Source organism: Sorangium sp. So ce128 (assembly GCF_051525245.1).
In the GTDB taxonomy this organism is placed as follows: domain Bacteria; phylum Myxococcota_A; class Polyangia; order Polyangiales; family Polyangiaceae; genus Sorangium; species Sorangium cellulosum_B.
This window is the reverse complement of record NZ_CP150313.1, coordinates 2,488,541-2,508,787: the sequence shown is the minus strand read 5'-3', so window position 1 is coordinate 2,508,787 and position 20,247 is coordinate 2,488,541. Positions and strand designations below refer to the sequence as shown.

The following is a 20,247-nucleotide window of genomic DNA, read 5'->3' as shown; positions in this document are numbered from 1 at the left end:
AGAGCAGCTGGCCAAGACGCAGAAGACGCACACGGACGCTTGATTCGAGCGTCCGCGGCGTGCTCTGCGTCTTGTCATTTTGTTCGTCCAGCAGTTGCCCCGGCAGGGTGATGCAACCGCGGCTGCGCGCCTGAGCGACGCGGAGGCGGTGCCCGCGCCGCGTCCAGCCTGGTGAGGTCCCCATGCGCGCCGTGGTGGTCACGACGTCCTATCCGGTCAGCGAAGAGGATCCCTCCGGCCATTTCGTGCGGTCGTCGGCGGAGGTGCTCGCGCGCAGCGGCGCCGAGGTCCACGTGATCGCCGCCGGCGGCTCGATCCTCGATCCACCCTCTCGGGACGGCCGGCTCGTCGTCCATCGGGCAGGCGGGGGCGCGCTGTTCGCGTGGCCCGGCGCCGTGGCGCGCGCGCGGGAGTCGCCGCTCCGGCTGCTCTCCATGGCGCCGTTCGCGGCCGGCGTGCTCGAGCGGCTCCGTGAGATCGGGCCTGTCGATCGCGCGGTGGCGCACTGGATCATCCCGTGCGCGTGGCCGCTCCTGCTCGCGCTTCCGCGCACGCCGCTCGAGGTGCACGCGCACGGCGCCGACGTCCGGCTCCTGCTCCGCGCGCCGCGCGCGGCGCGCGGCGCGGTGGTGGGCGCGCTCCTCCGGCGCGACGCGCGCTTCGTCTTCGCGGCGCGCGCGCTGCGCGACGCGCTCGCAGGCTCGCTCGCTCCGGAGCAGGCTCGCGCGCTGGACCTCGCCTCGCGCGTCGAGCCCCCCGTGTTCGATCTGCCGCCGGTGGCGGGGCGCGCTGCCGCGCTCCGTCGCGAGATCGTGAAGGGCCCCGGCGAGCGCCTCGCCGTCGTCGCGTGCCGGCTGATCCCGACGAAGCGGGTCGAGCTCGCGATCGAGGCGGTGCGCGCTGCAGGACCCGGGTTGCGCCTCGTCGTCGTCGGAGACGGTCCAGAGCGCGGCGCGCTCGAGCGCCTCGCGAGCCACGGCGACCTCGATGCAGGGAGCTCGCGCGGCGCGGGCATCACGTCGACGAGCGACGGCAACGCGGCGGTGCGCTTCACGGGCACGCTCCCGCGGAGGGAAGCGCTCGCATGGATCGGCGCAGCAGACGTGCTGCTGCACCCTTCATCGCACGAGGCCGCCCCCACGGTGATCCGCGAGGCGCGCGCGCTCGGCGTGCCGGTCATCGCCTGCGACGCGGGCGACGTGGTCGCATGGGCCAGGTGCGACGACGGGATCCTCGTCGCGGACAGCACGGCGCAGGGCCTCGCGGCCGCGCTCCGCAGCATCTGACCGCGCCGCTCGGATCGCGCGCCCGCGACGTCGCGCGGAGAGCCCCGGCATTTTCGTCGGACGATCCGCGCCCCGCGTCCGGCTGCATCCAGCGCCAAACGCCCCGTCTGGAGCGAGTCTGCGATCCTCGATGCGATGCCCTTGCAATTCCCAAGGCTTCGACTACGGTGCGCCCTCGCTCCGCACCGAAACGTGGCGGCGGAGTGGCTCGGGGCGTAGCGCAGCCTGGTTAGCGCACTTGACTGGGGGTCAAGGGGTCGGTGGTTCGAATCCACTCGCCCCGACTGGTCCGGCGGAGAGGTTCTCCGGCGGACCTTTCGGCTTTGTAGGGCTTCAGCTTTTGTCGACTGTGGACGCGCCGGACAGCGACCGCGCGGCGGCATCATCGAGCTCCGGTGTCGTCCTGGTCAGCCGGCTCCCGGCGTTCGCCGCGTCATCCGGCGAGCGAAGGCGGTGAGACAGGCGTGACGGGCCGATCGGCCTCGCCGGCGAGCTCGTCCTCGATGGCGATCATGGCGGCCATCACCAGGTGTTCGGTGAAGGGGAAGCCGACCACCTGCACCCCGACGGGCAGGCCCACGCTCTTCGCATCGACCTCGGCGGCCCGCTTCTCCAGCCGGTCGCGCGGCCGCTCGCGGCGCGCCTCCTCGGGCCGCACGCGGGTCACGGGGACGACGCCAGCCGGGAACTGCGTGAGGTTCCACAGCATCGCGGCGCTGCCCGCGAGGACGAAGTCGCGCGACGCGGCGTGCGGCAGGGCCGGCGTGGCGTACGGCGGGCAGAGCAGCAGGTCGAGCGCTTCGGCGCGCATCGCCGACGCGATCGCGGCGCGCGCCTCGCGCAGGGCGTGCGTGGTGCGCCAGAACTCCGAGACCGACTTCGGCCCGGTGACCTCGAGGAGACGCTGGAGCCGCCGCTCGCCCGCGAGACCAGCGACGCGCGCGGCGGCGCGGCGCGCGAACGGCGGGAGCGAGGCCATCGTGCGGAGCGAGCGGAGCGAGACGTCGATGTCCGTCCCCTTGCTGCCGTCCTCGCCGGCGTCGAGGAGCGACAGCGCCGTCGCGCCGCCGTCCGCCGAGAGCGCCGCGAAATACGCGTAGACCGCGTCGGGGATCCCGGGCGGCGTGAACGGCACGACCGTCGCGCCCCGCGCACGCAGGGCCGACGCCGCCTTCGCGACCGCGCGGGCGACGGCGGTCGAGGGAGGCACCAGCCCGTCGTCGCAGTAGAACCCGACGCGCAGGCGCGCCACCTCGACGCTCGCTGGCTCGACCATCGGGAGCGGCGGCACGCGCACGTCGAGCTCCGCCATCGACGCGGGATCGAGCTCGGACATGACGAGCGCGAGGTCGCGGGCGCTCCTGGCCATCGGTCCGATTTGCGCGCGGATCGCCTCCTGTCCGAGGAGCGCCGTGTTGCTCCCCTTGTTGGTCCAGCGATCGAGCGTGGGCTTGAGGCCGACGATGCCGCAGCAGTGCGCGGGGACGCGGATGCTGCCGCCGATGTCCGTTCCGATGCCGAGCGGCGACATCCCCGCCGCGATGGCGGCCGCCTCGCCGCCGGACGAGCCGCCCGGACTGTGATCGAGGCTCCACGGGTTCGCCGTCTGCCCGAAGAGCGGGTTGCGCGCCTCGTTGTACAGGAGCAGCTGCGAGACGTTCGTGCGCCCGAGGATCACGGCCCCCGCGCGTCGGAGCAGCGCGGTCACCGTCGCGTCGCTGGTCGCCCGATGCCCCCTGCGGGAGGCGACGCCGAGCGTGGAGGCCATGCCGGCCATGTCGAGCGACTCCTTCACGGTGATCGGGAGCCCGTGGAGCGGGCCGCGGATGTCCCCGCGACGGCGCTCCTCGTCGAGGCCGCGGGCGGCCGCGAGCGCCTCGTCGCGGAGCACCTGGGTGAAGGCGCGGAGCCGCGGATCGAGCGCCTCGATGCGCGCCAGGTGCGCCCGCGTGAGCTCCTCGGAGCTGATCTCGCGCGCCGCCAGGAGCGTGGCGAGCGCGGTCGCTGAAAGATGGGTCGGATCGGTCGATGCGCTCACGGCAATTCGACGAGTATCACAGGTCCGCGCGCGCCAAGGATTGCTAGGCTCCGCTGCCGCGCGCCCATCGCGCGGAGAGCGCCGAAGCCATGCAGCCGCTGCCGATCGATCCGATCCTCCCCGATCTCTGCGCGGCCCTGCGCGCGCGCCCGAGCGTGGTGCTCGAGGCCCCGCCCGGGGCGGGCAAGACGACCCGCGTGCCGCGCGCGCTGCTCGACGCGGGCTTCGCGGAGCGCGGCGAGATCCTGGTGCTCGAGCCGCGGCGGCTCGCGGCGCGCCTGTCCGCGCGGCGCGTGGCCGAAGAGCTCGGCGAGCGCGTGGGCGAGACCGTGGGCTACACGATGCGCTTCGAGGAGGCGTCCAGCCCGGCCACGCGCGTCCGCTTCGTGACCGAGGGCGTGCTGACGCGGCGGCTCCTCGTCGATCGCGAGCTCCGGGGCGTGAGCGCCGTGGTGCTCGACGAGTTCCACGAGCGGCACCTCGCCGGCGACGTCGCGCTCGCGCTGCTCCGGCGCCTGCAGCGCGGCGCGCGGCCCGATCTCCGCCTCGTGGTGATGTCCGCGACGCTCGACGCCGGGCCGATCGCGGCGTTCCTCGGCGGGCCGGAGGCGCAGCCCGCCCCGGCGGCCGAGGCCGAGCGCGGCCACGAAACCACAGCGGCGGGGGCCTCGGTGGCGCCGACCCTGCGCGCCGAGGGGCGGATGTTCGACGTCGCGATCGAGTACCTGCCGAGCGCCCGGGTGAGCCCGTCGACGCACGCCGCGGGCGACCGCCGCGCCCCGGCGCACTGGGGCGACAGGACGCTCGAGAGCCTTGTCGCGTCGTCGGTGCGGCAGCTCATCGAGGAGGGGCTCGACGGTGACGTGCTGGTGTTCCTGCCCGGCTCCGCGGAGATCAGGCGGGCGATGGAAGCGTGCGCAGCCATCGCGAAGAGCGAGGACCTGCTGCTCCTGCCGCTCCACGGCTCGCTGTCCGCGGCCGAGCAGGACCGCGCGGTGCGCCCTGCCGATCGGCGAAAGATCATCCTCTCGACCAACGTGGCCGAGACCTCCGTGACCATCGATGGTGTCGTCGCGGTCGTCGACAGCGGCCTCGCGCGCGTGGCCGCGCACGCGCCGTGGTCGGGGTTGCCGACGCTCCGCGTCGCGCCCATCGCCCGCGCCTCCGCGGCGCAGCGCGCGGGGCGCGCCGGGCGGACGCGGCCCGGCCGCTGCCTCCGGCTCTACACGCGCGGGGATCTCGCCTCTCGGCCGGAGCACGAGGCGCCCGAGATCCGCCGGCTCGACCTCGCGGAGACGGTGCTCGAGCTCTGCGCCGCCGGGGTCACGGATCTCGAGGCGTTCGGGTGGCTGGAGGCGCCGCCCGCCGCCGGGCTCGCCGCGGCCGAGGCGCTGCTCGTGCGGCTCGGCGCGCTCGACGAGGGGCGGCGCGTGACACCGACCGGACGGCGGATGCTTCGCTTCCCGGCGCACCCGCGCCAGGCGCGGATGATCGTCGAGGCCGAGCGGCGAGGCGTCGCCGGCGACGGGTGCACGCTCGCGGCGCTCGTCGCGGAGCGCGACCTCGGCGCGCCGTCGGGCGCGCGGGAGCCCCATGGTCGGAGGAGCGACGCGCGGCACAGCTCCGACCTGCTCGCCGCGCTCCAGGCCTTCGAGGAGGCGGATCGCGCGCGGTTCGCGGCGGACCGCCTGCGGTGGCTGGGCGTGGACCCGGCGCGCGCGCTCACCGTGGAGCGGACGCGCAAGCAGCTCTCGCGGCTCGCCGATCACCGGAGCGCCGCGCCGCCGGAGACCGTCGAGGCGCGCGAGATCGCCCAGCGCATCGCGATCCTCTCCGGATACCCCGACCGGGTCGGGCGCCTCCGCCGGCCGACCAGCGCGACGGGTCGGACCGGACGGGAGGTCGTGCTCGCCGCCGGCGGGACGGCCGCGCTCTCCGAGGCGAGCGTCATCGACGAGGTCGATCTCGTGGTCGCGGTCGACATCGAGGAGCGCAGCGAGGGCCGCTCGGCGCGCACGGTCGTCCGGGCGGCGAGCGCGATCGAGGCCGACTGGCTGCTCGACCTCTTCACGGACGCGATCCGGGACACGACGGAGACGACGTGGAACGCCGCCGCGGAGCGCGTCGAGGTCGTTCGCCGGCTGTCGTACGACGCCCTCGTGCTCGACGAGGCGCGGCCGGCCGCCGGCGCCGGCGGTCCGCTGGCGGAAGCGGCGGCGCGGGAGCTCGCGGCGCAGGCGAGGGCGAAGGGGTGGCGAGCGTTCGTGAAGGGCGACGCCCTCGATAGCTGGCTCTTGCGGGTCGCGTTCGTGCGCGCGCACTGCCCCGACGCAGCGCTACCCGACGTGGGCGAGGACGCGGTGCTCGCCGCGCTCGAGGCGCTCTGCGACGGGCGCAGGAGCTTCGCCGAGCTCCGCGACGCCGATCTCTCGAGCGCCGTGCAGGCCTCGCTGGGCCCCGCGAAGGCGCGAGCGCTCGCTGAGCTCGCCCCCGAGTCGATCGTCCTGCCCGGCGGCCGGCGGGCGCGCCTCGAGTATGCGGCGGGCGCGCCGCCGTCGCTCGCGTCCCGGCTGCAGGACTTCTTCGGCATGGCGGAGGGGCCGCGCGTCGCCGGTGGCCGGGTGCCTGTCGTGCTGCACCTGTGCGCGCCGAACCAGCGCCCCGTGCAGGTCACGACCGATCTGTCGGGGTTCTGGGCGCGCCACTATCCCGCCATCGCGAAGGAGCTCCGCCGCCGCTACCCGAAGCACGCGTGGCCGGACGACCCCGCCCACGCCGCGCCGCCCTCGCGCGCGCCGCTCCGCAAGGCTTGAGTCAGCGCACGAGCGCCACGCTCCGCACCGTGTCGGCGACCGTGCGGAGGAGCATGCGCACGATCCCCTCGCCGAGGGGCAGCGTGAACGCGACGTCGCTCTCGCGCTGCGCGACCTGCATCGGAGGGACCGAGCCGTAGCCGAAGCCCCACGAGGAGAGCAGCGTCGCGATCCTGGCGATCTGCTCGAGGTTGCGAAGCGCGACGGCGCCGTTCGCCGCGCTCTGCGGGTCCGTGTACGTGAGGGCGCCGGCGAAGTTGACCCCGGGCGGCTGGAAGTTGCCGATGACGCGCACGTACTGGAGCCCCGCGAGGAAGGGGAACTGCCCCGCCGCAGACGCGACCGCCGCCTGGCTCGAGAGGTCGCCGGCCACGGCGAACGACGCTCCCTTGGTCCCGAGCAGCTCGACCATCCACGAAGGCACGGAGCGCGTCAGCTTGCCGGAGCGGAGCCGATCGAGGGCCCGCCGCATCCCGGTCTCGTTGCCGGTGAGGATCGTGTGCGGCGTGAGCACGACGAAGCCGACGTTGCCGGCCGTGAAGAGATCGTTGTCCGCGTAGCGCGTCTTCACGAGCGGCGCGCCGATCACGGTGACCGACCTGGCGTCGGCGGAGCGGCGGATCGCGTCGACGTCGAAGTTGCCCTGCATCACGGCGCAGAAGTCCGCGCCCTGCATGGCATAGAGACCGCCGTAGACCTTCACGATGTCGCGCGACGGGACGAAGTTCGACTCGGGGCCCAGCGGGAGCAGGCTCGTGACGATCTGGTTGACCTCGCCTCCCAGGCCGGACGTGAACATGGCCGCCGCGTCGAGGTATCCGAGCATCACCGCGCCGCTCGGAAGGACGGCCAGGGGGTCGCGATCGATCGCCGTCGCGTCGATCTTCTCTCCGCCGACCAGCGCGAGGCTGTCGTCGGCGCCGCCGCAGCCGCCGAGCGCCTGGAGGGCGAGCGCCGCGATCGCGATCGCGCCCGCCGCGCGGCGCAGGGCGGCAGCGCCTCGGGAATGGAACAGCGTCCGCACCATCACGCTCGTCATCAAGCTCGCTCGTGCGGCGGGTCGGGGCGCTCCAGCGGGAAGGAGCCGATGATCTTCAGCATCTTCGTCTCGCGCTTCACGCCCTCGAGCGCCGCGACGAGCGCCCGATCGGTCGTGTGTCCGCTGACCTCCACGTAGAACACGTAGTCCCAGCCCTCGCCGGGCACGGGGCGGGAGTGGACCCGCCGGAGGTTGCAGCTGCGCTCCTTGAAGTGCTGGAGGATGTCGTGGAGCCCGCCGGGTCGATCGTGGACGCTGAAGAGGACCGCCGTGGCGTCGTGGCCCGAGCGCGGCGACGGGAGCCGGGACAGCACCGCGTAGCGGATCCGGAGCTCCCCCTCGTCGCCGACGTTCTCGCGGGCGACCCTGAGCTCCTGCCCGCCCGCGAAGCCGCGGGGGACGATGGCGGCGCTGCCCTCGTTCTCCGCCGCGAGATCCCAGGCGGCCTGCGGGCCCCGCACGTCGAGCACCAGCGCGCGCGGGTGCTGGAGCTCGAGGTAGTTCACGCAGGCCACGTGGTCCTGAGGAGAGGAGTACACCCGCTCGACGTCGGCGAGGTTGCCCGTCCGGTTCACGAGGTCGAGCGCCTGCACCAGCTGGCGCTCGCCGACCACCTTGAGATCGGCGCCGCCGATCGCCTGGATCGTCGGGAAGATCGGCCCTTCCTTGAACGACTCGTACGGGACCACCGCGAAGTCTGCGCGCGAGCGCGCGACCTCCTCGATGGCGGCGAGGGGGCTGTCGGCGCGGACGAACTCGCCTCCGATCCCGAAGTGATCGTGCGCCGCGGTCCAGCCATAGTCGCCCTCGGCCCCCAGGTACGCCACCCGGGGCGCGACCTCGAACGCGCGCGAGGCCGCGTCGATGGCGACGAAGATCGGCCGCACCGCGCGCTGCGGGAACGGCGGCGTCGCGGCGCGCTCGAGCGCCTGCATGTGGGCTGCGTCGGCCGTGGGGGCGAACCGGGCCGTGCCTGTCCTCAACTTGGCAAGCTCGTGCGCGATGCGAGCCCGCCGCTCGATGCTGCGAAGGATTTCTTGATCCAGCTCCGTGAGCTGCCGGCGGAGCTCCTCAAGTCGCTTTCTCTCATCCATCCAGGGCACCCTAGCACCGCGCCCGGCGCCGGTGGGCACGCAGCACTGCCGGCGCACCACGACGGCGCCACCGCGCGCTGCGCCGCGCTGGCCACACCCCCGTCGCTGCTCGCCGAGTTGGCGTCAGGCCGCCGCGGAGGGGGACGACGCGCTGGAGTCGCTCTTGGTGTTGCCGCTCGCCGGCGAGGCGCTGCTCGACCCGGAGTCCGAGCTCGCCCCCTCCGACCCTGAGGAGCTGCCCGACCCCCCGTCCGACTTCGCGGGCGGCTTGTTCGACCCCGAGGCGTAGAGGTCGGAGTACCAGCCACTGCCCTTGAGGATGAAGCCCGTGCCGCGCGAGATCTGCCGCCGGGCTGTCGCGTTGAGGCACGACGGGCACTCCGAGAGCGCGGCCTCCTTGATGGACTGCTCGGCCTCCCATTCATGCGCGCAAGATGTGCAGGCGTACTCGTAAGTGGGCATGATGTTTCTACTCCTCGGAACAACCCGAGGAGTATGGCCACGTTAGCCACCTGTCAAGGCGGCTGCCAGAAGCACACCTTGCGCTTCGGACATCGCTGCACCAGCGGGATGCGCAAGACCTGGTCCTCCGTGCGCGTGAGGAGCCAGGATTCCGCTCTTGCCGCGCGGCGCCAGCCCACGTAGACCCCGAGACGCCAGTTGTGACGGTACGTGGCGTGCTGTGACGATACGTTTAAGCCCGCCCGGCCGGTCCCGGGGACGTCATGCGCATTCGTAAGCTCGAGATCAGCGGGTTCAAATCGTTCGTCGACCGGACGGTGGTCCATTTCGATACGGACGTGGTGGGCATCGTCGGTCCCAACGGCTGCGGCAAGTCGAACATCGTCGACGCCATCCGGTGGGCGATCGGGGAGCAGAGCGCGAAGCACCTGCGCGGCAAGTCGATGTCGGACGTCATCTTCAACGGCTCCGAGACCCGCGCCCAGCACGGGATGGCCGAGGTGACGCTCACCTTCGACAACAGCGAGCCGACGGCGGCGTCACAGCTGCCGCTGGAGTACCGGGACTACGCGGAGATCGCGGTGACGCGCCGGCTCTTCCGCGACGGGACGAGCGAGTACCTCATCAACAAGACCCAGGTCCGGCTCAAGGACGTGACCGACCTCTTCCTCGGCACCGGCGTCGGCACGAAGGCCTACTCCATCATCGAGCAGGGAAAGATCGGGCTCATCGTCTCGGCGCGCCCCGAGGACCGGCGAATGCTCATCGAGGAGGCCGCCGGCATCACGAAATACAAGGCCAGGAAGAAGCAGGCCGAGCAGAAGATGGACCAGACGCGGCAGAACCTGCTCCGCGTGGGGGACATCGTCTCCGAGATCCAGCGGAACCTCGCGTCCTTGAAGCGCCAGGCGGCCAAGGCCGAGCGGTACGTCAACTACCGCAAGGAGCTGGAGGACCTCGTGCTCCACGAGGCGTCGCACAAGCTCCTCGAGATCACGGTGCTCACGCAGCACGAGTCGCTCGGCAGGGCCGCGCACGCGGAGCGCGAGCAGGCGTCGCGCACGGCGCTCTCGGCGCGCGAGGCCGAGATCGAGGTCACCCGGCTCGAGGCCCTCGCCTGTGAGGAGCGGGCCGAGCGCGCGCAGAACGAGGCGTTCGCGGCCGACAACCAGGTGCGCACCCACGAGGCGGAGATCGCGCGGGCGCGCGACCGCCTGCGGCACCTCGAGGAGCGGCTCGTCACCGCGGCCAAGGAGCAGGGGGAGCTCGAGAAGACGGTCGAGGAGCTCAGCGCAGAGAAGGCGCAGCTCGAGGCGCAGCTCGCCGGCGTCGACGAGGAAGAGGCGCGGGAGAGCGAGCTCGCGCTCGAGCAGCACGAGCGGCTCGAGGAGCTGCGCCACGGAGAGCGGACCGCCGAGCACGAGGTCGCCGCCCTGCGCCGACGGGCCGCCGAGGCCACCGCGGCGGTCGCGGCCGCCGAGGCGTCGCTCGCCGGCTTCGATCGGCGCATGACGGAGATGAGCCAGCGGCGGGCGAAGCTCGAGGACGAGCTCGGGCGGCTGATGTACGAGTCGGAGGAGCTCGAGCGGCGGCGCTCGTCGCTGACGCGCAACGTGGCGGAGCTCGCCGACGGGAAGCGGATCTCGGCGGAGGAGCGGACGCGGCTCGACGCAGAGATGAAGGCGCTGCGCGAGCAGGCGGTCTCGAGCGACCGCGCCGTGGAGCACGCGAAGAACGAGCTCGGGCAGCGGCGCAACCGGCTCCGCGCCCTCGAGGAGCTGCACGCGCGGCTGGAGGGCGTCGGCGCCGGGGTGAAGAACCTCCTCAAGACCAAGGACCCGGCGCTGCTCGGGCTCGTGGCCGACCGGATCGAGGCGCCGGCCGAGCTGACCGCGGCCTTCGCGGGGCTGCTCGGGGACCGGCTGCAGTGCGCGGTCGTGAGCGACGTCGAGCGCGGGATCGCGCTGCTCGCGGATCTGTCGAAGAACAACCGCGGGCGGGCGAGCGTGATCGCGGCGCGGCCCTCGTTCGTGGCCGGCGCGGCGCGGCGGCCGCCGCGCGGGGAGGGCGTGCTCGGGCCGCTCGTGGACCGGCTCGTCTTCGCGCCCGAGGACGAGGCGCTGGCGCGCGCGCTCGTGGGAGACGCGGTGGTCGTCGCATCCGCCGAGGTCGCGGCGCGGCTCGCGGCGGAGGGCGCGGGGTGCACGCTCGTGACGCTCGACGGCACCGTCCTCCGCGAGGACGGCGTGGTGAGCGGCGGCTCTGGCGACGCGGTCGCGGCCGGCATGATCGAGCAGAAGCGGGAGATGCGCGCGCTGCACGAGTTCGTCGCGACCAAGTCGGAGGAGGTGACGGCCCTGCTCGACGCGCAGCAGAAGCTCCGCCTGCGCATCACCGAGGTGGGGACGGCGCTGGAGCGGGCGCGGAGCGAGGCGCACGAGGGAGAGCTCGCCCTCGTGACGGCCGAGAAGGATCTCCGCCGGGCGGAGGAGCAGCTCGCCGCGGCGCAGAAGCGCGAGGGCGTGGTGCGCTCCGAGCTCGAGGACCTCGCCGACAACCTCGACGCCGGCGGGAGCGAGCAGCAAGCGGCTCGCGACAAGCTCGAGGCGGGGCGAGCGGCGCGCGAGGCGGCGGCGGCCGGCCTCGAGCACGCCGAGCAGGTCGCGGCCGAGTGGCGCGAGCGGGTGCTCGGGCAGCAGTCGGTCGTGACCGAGCGCAAGGTGAAGCTCGCGCGCGTGCGCGAGCGCGCCGCGGCGGCGCGGGGCACGGTCGAGCGGCTCACGCGGTCGTGCAACGAGCTCCGGGGCCGGATCGCCCGGCTCGACCAGGAGCGGACGGAGAGCGCCGTGGGCGCGGGGAAGGCCGCGGCGACGATCATGATCGCGCGCGAGGCGCTGGTCTGCGCCGTCGCCGAGGCGCACGCGGCGCAGGCCGCGCTGACCGAGGCGCGGCGCTCGCTGGACGAGGCGCGGCAGGCGCACGGGGTGCGCGAGGCCGACCTGCGCGGGCTGCGGCAGGAGCTGGCCGAGGTGTCGGAGCGGCTCCGCAAGCACGAGCTCGCGCTGGAGCGGCTGCGGGTCGAGCACGACCACCTCATCGAGGGGGTGCGCGAGCGCTTCCGCGGGCTGGAGCTCGCCCGCGTGGTCGGCGACTACCACAAGCGGCCGCCCGCCGACGCCTCGCACCGCGCGCGCATCCAGGAGCTGACGGAGCTGCTCGACCGCATGGGCCCCGTCAACCTCGACGCCGTGCGCGAGCACGCCGAGGCCGAGGAGCGGTACACGTACTACTCGAGCCAGAAGGCCGATCTCGAGAAGGCGATCGACGACCTCGAGAAGGCGATCGCCCAGATGAACCGCGAGTCGAAGCGGCTCTTCAAGACGACGTACGACGGCATCAACGCGCGCTTCAAGGCGCTGTTCCCCAAGATGTTCCGCGGAGGGCAGGCGGAGCTCAGGCTGACGAACCCCGACGACATGCTGGAGACGGGGATCGAGATCCTCGCGCAGCCGCCGGGCAAGAAGCTCGGGAACATCGAGCTCATGAGCGGCGGCGAGAAGGCGCTCACCGCGGTGTCGCTCATCTTCGCGATCTTCCAGTTCAAGCCGTCGCCGTTCTGCATCCTCGACGAGGTCGACGCGCCGCTCGATGAGGCGAACGTGGCCCGCTACAACGAGGGGATCCGGAGCATGACGAGCCACTCGCAGTTCATCCTCATCACGCACATCAAGCGCACGATGCAGTCGGTCGACGTGCTCTACGGCGTGACGATGCAGGAGCCCGGCGTCTCGAAGCTCGTCAGCGTGAAGATCAACGAGACGGCGAAGCGCCCGGAGCGCGAGGCGGCGCCGGCGGCGGCGGTGGCGTGAGCGCGGACGGGGCGGCCGGGCGGCGCATGTCGCGCGGCGCCTCGGGGCTCCGGCACCTCCGCTGGGCCCGCGAGGTGCTGGCGACGCTCGAGGCCCACGTCGAGCACAACCCGGCGCTCTCCGGCGCCGATCGCGAGGCGCTCCAGGGCGAGGCGAGCGCGCTCGCGGCGGCGGTGCAGGCGCTCAGCGGGGCGGTGAAGCCGTACCGGGATTTCCTCGAGCGGACGCGGGTCCGCTACCGCGGGCGCGTGCGCGTCGCGGAGTACCTGGTCCGAGAACCCGACGCGGGCGAGGCGGGCGGCGCGGCGCGCGCGCGCCTTGCGGAGGCCGAGGCGGAGCTCGCCGGGATGGAACAGGCGCAGCGCCAGCCGCTCAAGGCAGCGCTCTCGGCCGAGATCGATCGGCTGCGCGAGGCGATGGCGCGGATGGATGCACACCTCGCGGGGCGGCTCTCCGGGAAGTTCGTCGAGAGCCTGTACCCGCCGCTCACGGACGGCGCGACGAGGGTCGCCGACGACGGCGATCCGGACGACGACGCGACGGCCAGCCCTCGATAGCCGCGCGAAGCGGGCGAGCCGACCGGCGGGCGCGCGGCTCGAAGGAGACCGGCGAGGCGCCTGGCAGGCGCAGCGGAACGGATCACCATGCCTGCACGCCGGGATGGAGATGCGGTAAAGGATCTTCGAAGGACTCCTGAAACGGGTCTTCGAAGGACAGCTGAGAGGACGTCGATGGGCTGCGCGGAGCCGGCCGCCATCCTGCTCCTCCGCGGGCGCGCCGCGGCGAGCGAGCGATTCGAAGCGCTGATCCGACGTCACGTGCCGGACGTCGGCGTCACCTCCGATCCCGCGCGCGCCCTGGAGCGGTGCCTGAGCGAGGCGCCGCCGGTGCTCGCCGTCGACTGGAGCGAGCCCGCCAGCGCCGCCGCGTTCTGCGGCCGCGTGCGGGCGCAGCCCGGCGGCGATGCGGTGTTCGTCCTCGCGATCACCGAGCGCGACGGGGACATCGACGGCATCCTCGCGGCCGGCGCGAGCGATTTCCTGCTCGCGGGCGGCGACGGCGCGGGCCCCCGGGCGCGGCTCTCCGTCGTCCGGGAGCGCGCCGCGCGCGACGCCGCCTCGCGCCAGGCGCTCGCGCAGACGCAGGCCCGCCTCGTCGGCGCCGGCCGCATGGCGAGCGTCGGCACGCTGGCCGCCGGCGTCGCCCACGAGATCAACAACCCCCTCGCGTTCGTCATCACGAACGTCGACGCGGCCATCCGGCGCATCGGCTCGCTCGATCGCCGGAATAGCGCTGCGCGCGGCGGCCCCTGGGCGCGCTCTCACGGCGACGGCCGCGCTCCATCGAGCGAGCTCTCCGACGTGCTGAGCCTGCTGGAGGACGCGCGCGAGGGCGCCGAGCGGGTGCGGCTCATCGTGCGCGATCTCCACAGCTTCTCGCGCGCCGAGGAGGACCGACGCGGGCCGGTCGACCCCCGGCGGGTGCTCGACTCCTGCGTCCACATGGCGATGAACGAGATCCGGCACCGCGCCCGCGTCGTCCGGAGCTTCCAGGAGGTGCCGCCCGTCCAGGCGAACGAGCCGCGGCTCGCGCAGGCCTTCCTGAACCTCATCGTGAACGCCGCGCAGGCCATCCCCGAGGGGCTCGCCGAGCAGAACGAGATCGAGCTCTCGACCCGCTGCGACGCCGAGGGGTCGGTCGTCGTCGAGGTGCGCGACACGGGCGCCGGGATCGTGCCCGAGTCGCTCGAGCGGATCTTCGAGCCGTTCTACACGAGCAAGGAAGCTGGCGAAGGGCTCGGGTTGGGGCTCGCGATCTGCCACTCCATCGTCACGGCGCTGGGGGGTCGGATCGAGGTGGACAGCCGCCCCGGCAAGGGGAGCACGTTCCGCCTCGTCCTTCCCGCCGCCACGGCCGGCGAGGCGCCCGCCTCCGCTGCGCCCGGCTCGTGCGCGTCGAGGTGGCCGTGCGAGAACGGCAGCCTCGACGCGCTCACGCCGGAGGCGGCGCAGCGGCAGCGGGTCCTCATCATCGACGATGAGCCGCTGCTCACGCGGGCGATCGCGGGGACGCTCGAGCCACGGCACGAGACGATCGCGACCGCGAGCGCGCGCGACGCGCTCAGCCGGATCCGCGCCGGAGAGCGCTACGACGCCATCCTGTGCGACCTCATGATGCCCGATATGACGGGAATGGATTTCTACACTTCGCTTGCCGAGTACGCGCCCGAGCAGCAGCGCCGTGTCGTGTTCCTGACCGGAGGCGCCTTCACGGAGCGCAGCAAGGCGTTCCTGCAGCAGGTCAACGCCCGGCTGCTCCTGAAGCCGTTCGACGCGGCGACGCTGCTCTCGCTGGTCGACGAGGTCGTCGCCGCCCGCTGACGAGCGCGCTCGCGTCGACGAGGTCGTCGCCGCCCCTCTGACGAGCGCGCGAGCTCTCCTCACGCGCCGCCGATCGCCCCGCGGTCCGGGAGCGCGACGTCGGCGCGCCCTCAGCGGTAGTCGCGCGATTTGAGCGCGATCTCCTCGCCGCTGGGCAGCTCCAGCCGATCGAGCTCGCGCGCGAGCACGTGGATCACCTGGCCCTGCCGCTCGATCCGCCCGGCGACGAGCAAGAGCGCCGCGTTCCTCGCCACGTGCTCGTACTCCGCGAAGACCTGCCGCTGGACGATGACGTTGACCACGCCGGTCTCGTCCTCGAGCGTCATGAACGTCACGCCGCTCGCGGTCGCCGGCCGCTGGCGTCCCACCACCATCCCGGCGACCCGCACGCTCTCCCCGTCGCGCGCTGCCTTGATCTCCTCGGCGGTCCGCACGCGCCCGGCACCGCGCCGCCGCTTGAGCGCCCGCCGCACGTGCCGCATCGGGTGGTCGTGCAGCGACAGACCCACGCGCCCGTAGTCCAGCGCGAGCTGCTCCAGCGGCCTGAGCGGAGGGAGCCCGACGTCCCGGTCCTGCTCGATCGGAACGCCCTCGAACAACCCCTCCACGCGGGGGGCGCGCGCGCGCCAGAGCGCCTCTCTCCGGGCAGGCACCAGCGCGGCGAGCGCGCCCGCTTCTGCGAGCGCCTCCACCTCGTTCTTCTTCAGCTCCGTGCGCCTCACGAGATCCGGGAGGCTCGTGAACGGCGCCTCCTCGCGCGCCGCCACGATCGCCGCCACGGCCGCCTCACCGAGCCCCTTCACGAGCCGCATGCCGAGGCGCAGCGCCGGGCCCGCCGAGGGCTCGGCGGAAGGCTCCAGGGTCGCGTCCCACGCGCTCTGCACCACGCACACAGGCCGCACCTCCACGCCGTGCCGCTGCGCGTCCTGCACCAGCGCCGACGGGCTGTAGAACCCCATCGGCTGCGCGTTGAGCAGCGCGCAGGTGAACGCCGCCTGGTGGTGGACCTTGAGCCAGGCCGACGCGTACACGAGGAGCGCGAAGCTCGCCGCGTGCGACTCCGGGAAGCCGTACTCCCCGAAGCCCTGGATCTGCTGGTAAAGCATCTCCCCGAACTTCGCCGAGATCCCCTGCTCGGCGAAGCCCTGGATGAGCCGCCCGCGGTGCCGCTCCAGGCGCCCGTGCTTCTTCCACGCCGCCATGTCGCGGCGCAGCTGGTCGGCCTCGCCCGGCGTGTAGCCCGCGCCGACCATCGCGATCTGCATCACCTGCTCCTGGAAGAGCGGAACGCCGAGCGTGCGCTCCAGGATGGGATCCAGGCACGGGTGCGGGGACACCGGCGGCTCCTGCCCCGTCCGCCGGCGCAGGTAGGGGTGCACCATCCCGCCCTGGATGGGCCCGGGGCGCACGATCGCCACCTCGATCACCAGATCGTAGAACTTGTTCGGCTTCAGCCGCGGGAGCATCGCCATCTGCGCGCGGCTCTCGATCTGGAACACCCCCACCGTGTCGGCCCGGCCGATCGCCTCGTAGACAGCCGGGTCCTCCGGCGGGATCTGCGCGAGCGCCGCGATCGGATCGAACGCGGCGCCTCGGCCCGCGTGGAGCGAGGCCGCCGCGGGCGCAGGATCCCCTGCCGCGTCGACCAAGGAACCCGCGGACGCGGGGTCCCGTGCCGCGTGGACCAAGGGACCCGCGAGCCCGGCGTACCGGTCCGAGTGGATCAACCCGAGCGCCTTGCGGATCGCCGTCAGCATGCCGAGCGCCAGGACGTCGATCTTGAAGAAGCCGAGATCGTCGAGATCGTCCTTGTCCCACGGGATCACCGTGCGGCCCTCCATCCGCGCAGGCTCGACCGGAGCCACCTGATGCAGCGGCTCCGACGACAGCACGAAGCCGCCCACGTGGATCGAGAGGTGGCGCGGGAAGCCCTCGAGCGCGCTCGCCATCATCACGGCCTGCCGGACGCGCACGTCATCCGGATCGAGGCCCGCCTCGCTGACCCGCTGCTCGGTGATGTCCGCCTCGTGGTGAAGCACGAGGCCGCTCAGCCGATCGACCTGATCCGCCGAGAAACCGAACGCCTTGCCCACCTCGCGGAGCGCGCTCTTGCCGCGGTAGGCGATCACCTCCGAGACCATCGCCGCCCGGTCGCGCCCGTACATCTCGTAGATCGCCTGGATCACCTCCTCCCGGCGCTCGTGCTCGAAATCGACGTCGATGTCCGGAGGCTCGTGGCGCTCCTCCGACAGGAAGCGCTCGAAGAGCAGGCTCGACCGGGCCGGGTCCACCGCCGTCACGCCGAGCACGAAGCACACAGCGCTGTTCGCCGCGCTCCCGCGGCCCTGGCAGAGGATCTGCCGCGCGCGCGCGATCTTCACGACCTGCTGCACGCTGAGGAAATAGGGCGCCACGCCGAGCTTCGCGATCAAGGCGAGCTCCTTCTCGATCTGCGCGCGCACCGGAGGCGGCGCCCCCTCCGGGTAACGGTCGCGGCAGCCCTCCTCGGTGAGGCGGCGCAGCGCCTGATCCGACGTCTCCCCCGGCATGCAGAGGGCGTCGCTCGGGAAGCTGTAGCGGAGCTCGGACAGCGAGAAGCGGCAGCGGGACGCGACCTCCACCGTGCGCGCGACCCAGGCCGGATGATCGCGGAACAGCGCCGCCATCTGCGCGCCGGACCGCACGTACGCCTCCGCGTTCGGCGCGATCCGCGTCCCCGCTTGATCGAGCGTGGTCTTGGTCCGGATGCACGCGAGCACGTCCGCGAGCGGCTTGCGCGACGGGTGATGATAGAGCGGGCGCGCCGTCGCCACCACGCAGGGGCCGTAGCGGCGCTCCGCCGCGAGGGCCGCCGCGACGCGCTCGCCGTCCCGGCGGTCGAGGTGCTTCCAGGTCGCGACGAGCGCGCGCTCGCCGAACGCGTCGCGCAGCGTGCCGAGGAGCGCGCCGGAGACGCCCGCGGGCACGAGAGGATCGAGCGGCACGATCGCGGAGAGGCCCCGCTGCGCCGCCGCGATCGCCTCCGCCGAGATGCTCGCCATCCCCTTCTCGCACTCCGCGTGCGCGATCGTGAGCAGGCGGCAGAGGTTCGCGTAACCCTCGCTGTCCTCGACCAGGAGGACCACCGACGGCCGGACCTCCGGCGCGCGCTCGGCGCCCCCGCGCGGCGCGCCCAGCGTCAGCTCGGCCCCGACGATCACCCGCTGCTCGACCTTCTTCGCCGCCGTGTGCGCGCGCACGCTGCCGTAGATCCCGTCGCGATCGCAGAGCGCGAGCCCCTCGAGGCCGAGCTCCTTGGCGCGGTGCACGAGCTCCTCGGGGTGCGAGGCGCCCTCCAGGAAAGAGAAGCAGGAGCGGCCGCAGAGCTCCACGAACGGGACCGACGCGCCGGCGCTCACTCGCACCACCCCTGCAGGAAGGCCTCGCCCGTCGCGCGGTCGACGTAGATCCACGCTTCGCCGCAGGAGCTCGCGCTCGCGCCGTCTCGAGGAGGGCGCAGCTCGCCGAGGCGCGCCGGGGCGGCCTTGCCGGACGGAGAGCCCGAGACGAGCCAGGCGCGCGCGTAATCGCGCGACGCCGGCGTGGGCGTCCACCACTCCACCGCGTCGATCCGCATCACGAAGGAGAGCCGCTCGATCGCGTAAAGATGCCGGTCGACGGCCACGATCGCCCCGCGCCCCACCCGGCCGAGCGGGATCGGCTGCGCGAGGAGCCGCGCGGGCTCCAGCGCCGGCGCGTCGGCGCCCCCCGCCTGCTCCGCCGCGCCCCGATCCGCCGCGGCGCGCGCGCGGGCTGCGGCGGACGCGCGCGTCATGGCCGCCTCGCCTGAGGCCGGCACGAGCCGCGAGCGCGCCTCGGGGCGGTGCGCGTCGGCGATCTCCAGGATGCCCACCCGCTCCTGGCCGATCTCCGCCGAGAGCTCGGCCAGGAGCGCCGGCAGGCTGTCGGGATCGGCCGACCGGTCGCGCGACAGATCGAGCTGCACCCGGCGGGCCCGCGCGATGCGCGAGGCGATGACGTGGACCCCCACCGCGGGCGCCGCGAGCTCGATCCGCTCGAGCCTCGCCTTCAGCGGGCGGAGCAGATCGCCCGCGTCCGAGAGGGGCACCGGCATGTCGACGTGGAAGCGCAGCGAAGGGCCGCGCCCGTCGTCTTCCAGGAGCGCCGCGGCGGCGCCGTCGTCCTCGCGCTCGCCGAGGCGGAGCCGCGCGATCGAGCGATCGTAGGCGATCGCCACGTTGAGCCGCCCGCACGCCTCCCCGCGCGCGGCGAGCCGCGACGCGATCCGCGACGTCATGCCGCGCAGCACGAACAGGAGCGACTCGGCGCTCTCGATCGGCTCGTCGAAGAGCACCTCCTCCTCGAGCAGCCGGGGCACCTCGAACGGCAGGAGCGGCACGGGATCGCGGCCGGCGAGGAGCTCCATCACGTCGGCCGTCCGCGGACCCAGCCGCGCCGCCACCTGCGCCCGCGGAAGGCGCGCGAGATCCTCGACGCGGAGCACGCCGAGCCGGACGAGGAAGCTCGCCACCTCGCGCTCGACCGGGAGCGCCTGCACCGGCAAGGGCCCGATCGCCTGCGCCCCCTTGCCCGGCGGCGCGATCGGGGCCTCCGCCCCTCCCCCGCCGTCCGCGTGCGCGCCGAAGCGCGCGAGCGCCTGCGCGAGCCGCGGCCCGTCGGCGATCGCGAGCCGCGCCCGGTGGCCGAGCGCCGCGACGCGCTCGCCGAGCTCGCCGAGCAGCGCCTCCTCGCCGCCGACGAGGTGCGACGCCCCGGTGATGTCCAGCCACACCGTGTCGTACGGGCCGTCGCCCCAGGGGCTCCGCGCCTCGCTCGCGGCGCGCTCGGGAGCGCGGCTCGCCCGCGCCGCGCCGGCGCGCGGGGCGCCCTGCTCGCCGAGCTGGATCGCCGCCGTCGCCCCGAGCCCGAGCGCCACCTCGGCGACCCGGCCGAGCGCCGCGTCGATCTCGGCGAACGTCACCCGGTGGATCGCGAGGTGGGCGACCAGCGCCGCCGCCTCGACGACCTTCTGCCCCGGCCTCACCCCGTACCGCCTCGCCTCGTCGTCGACCACGTCGATCACCGCCGCCGGCGCCTGCGGCTCGCGCTCGGGCTGCAGCGCGAGCGCCGCGCGGCGGTCATCCTCGCCACCGAGGATCACCGCGAGCGGCGCCTTCCCGCTCGGCGAGACCGGCCCACGCTGCTTCACCAGCTCGCACGCGAGCTGCGGGAGCACGATCGCCACAATGCGCCTCACCGCCATCG

At 73.8% G+C, this 20,247-nt stretch carries 11 protein-coding genes and 1 tRNA gene; 6 read left to right on the top strand and 6 right to left on the bottom strand.

Features of this window, described 5'->3' with window-relative positions; translation table 11 throughout:
• Positions 1 to 182 precede the first annotated feature (182 nt).
• On the top strand, positions 183 to 1,286 hold the full coding sequence (locus WME82_RS09760; protein WP_438042598.1) for a glycosyltransferase family 4 protein: 1,104 nt from the start codon (positions 183 to 185) through the stop codon (positions 1,284 to 1,286).
• Positions 1,287 to 1,495: 209 nt separating this feature from the next.
• Positions 1,496 to 1,570, top strand: a tRNA-Pro gene (locus WME82_RS09755).
• A 149-nt stretch (positions 1,571 to 1,719) separates the two neighbouring features.
• On the opposite strand, the gene WME82_RS09750 is transcribed toward WME82_RS09755, so the two are convergent.
• Positions 1,720 to 3,324 carry an amidase family protein gene (locus WME82_RS09750; RefSeq protein ID WP_438042597.1) on the bottom strand — a complete coding sequence of 535 codons (1,605 nt, stop codon included), beginning with the start codon at positions 3,322 to 3,324 and terminating at the stop codon, positions 1,720 to 1,722.
• Between the two features lie 89 nt (positions 3,325 to 3,413).
• Here WME82_RS09750 and WME82_RS09745 point away from each other — a divergent pair, with 89 nt between their 5' ends.
• Positions 3,414 to 6,137, top strand: coding sequence for an ATP-dependent RNA helicase (locus WME82_RS09745; protein ID WP_438042596.1), 2,724 nt, complete (start codon positions 3,414 to 3,416; stop codon positions 6,135 to 6,137).
• A 1-nt stretch (position 6,138) separates the two neighbouring features.
• Here WME82_RS09745 and WME82_RS09740 read toward each other — a convergent pair whose 3' ends face one another.
• The 3 genes from WME82_RS09740 to WME82_RS09730 form a co-directional block, all read right to left on the bottom strand.
• Positions 6,139 to 7,176, bottom strand: coding sequence for a hypothetical protein (locus WME82_RS09740; RefSeq protein WP_438042595.1), 1,038 nt, complete (start codon positions 7,174 to 7,176; stop codon positions 6,139 to 6,141).
• A complete protein-coding gene (locus WME82_RS09735) occupies positions 7,176 to 8,270 on the bottom strand; it encodes a bifunctional chorismate mutase/prephenate dehydratase (protein ID WP_437745199.1) in 1,095 nt (364 codons plus the stop codon). Before WME82_RS09735 ends, WME82_RS09740 begins: the two co-directional genes overlap by 1 nt.
• Positions 8,271 to 8,393: 123 nt before the next feature.
• Positions 8,394 to 8,732 carry an FmdB family zinc ribbon protein gene (locus WME82_RS09730; RefSeq protein WP_437870045.1) on the bottom strand — a complete coding sequence of 113 codons (339 nt, stop codon included), beginning with the start codon at positions 8,730 to 8,732 and terminating at the stop codon, positions 8,394 to 8,396.
• A 263-nt stretch (positions 8,733 to 8,995) separates the two neighbouring features.
• Between WME82_RS09730 and smc the strand changes: the two genes are divergently transcribed.
• The 3 genes from smc (at position 8,996) to WME82_RS09715 (ending at position 14,982) form a co-directional block, all read left to right on the top strand.
• Positions 8,996 to 12,601 (top strand): chromosome segregation protein SMC, encoded by a 3,606-nt coding sequence (smc, locus tag WME82_RS09725; protein ID WP_438042594.1) that lies wholly within the window; start codon positions 8,996 to 8,998, stop codon positions 12,599 to 12,601.
• Positions 12,598 to 13,158 (top strand): hypothetical protein, encoded by a 561-nt coding sequence (locus WME82_RS09720; RefSeq protein WP_438042593.1) that lies wholly within the window; start codon positions 12,598 to 12,600, stop codon positions 13,156 to 13,158. The genes smc and WME82_RS09720 overlap by 4 nt, the downstream gene beginning before the upstream one ends.
• A gap of 174 nt (positions 13,159 to 13,332) precedes the next feature.
• Positions 13,333 to 14,982 carry an ATP-binding protein gene (locus WME82_RS09715; RefSeq protein WP_438042592.1) on the top strand — a complete coding sequence of 550 codons (1,650 nt, stop codon included), beginning with the start codon at positions 13,333 to 13,335 and terminating at the stop codon, positions 14,980 to 14,982.
• Between the two features lie 110 nt (positions 14,983 to 15,092).
• Here WME82_RS09715 and WME82_RS09710 read toward each other — a convergent pair whose 3' ends face one another.
• Together WME82_RS09710 and WME82_RS09705 are read right to left on the bottom strand one after the other, a co-directional pair.
• Entirely contained in the window at positions 15,093 to 18,380 is a 3,288-nt protein-coding gene (locus WME82_RS09710; RefSeq protein WP_438042591.1) for an error-prone DNA polymerase, read from the bottom strand.
• A complete protein-coding gene (locus WME82_RS09705; protein WP_438042590.1) occupies positions 18,377 to 20,245 on the bottom strand; it encodes a DinB/UmuC family translesion DNA polymerase in 1,869 nt (622 codons plus the stop codon). The genes WME82_RS09710 and WME82_RS09705 overlap by 4 nt, the downstream gene beginning before the upstream one ends.
• Positions 20,246 to 20,247 lie beyond the last annotated feature (2 nt).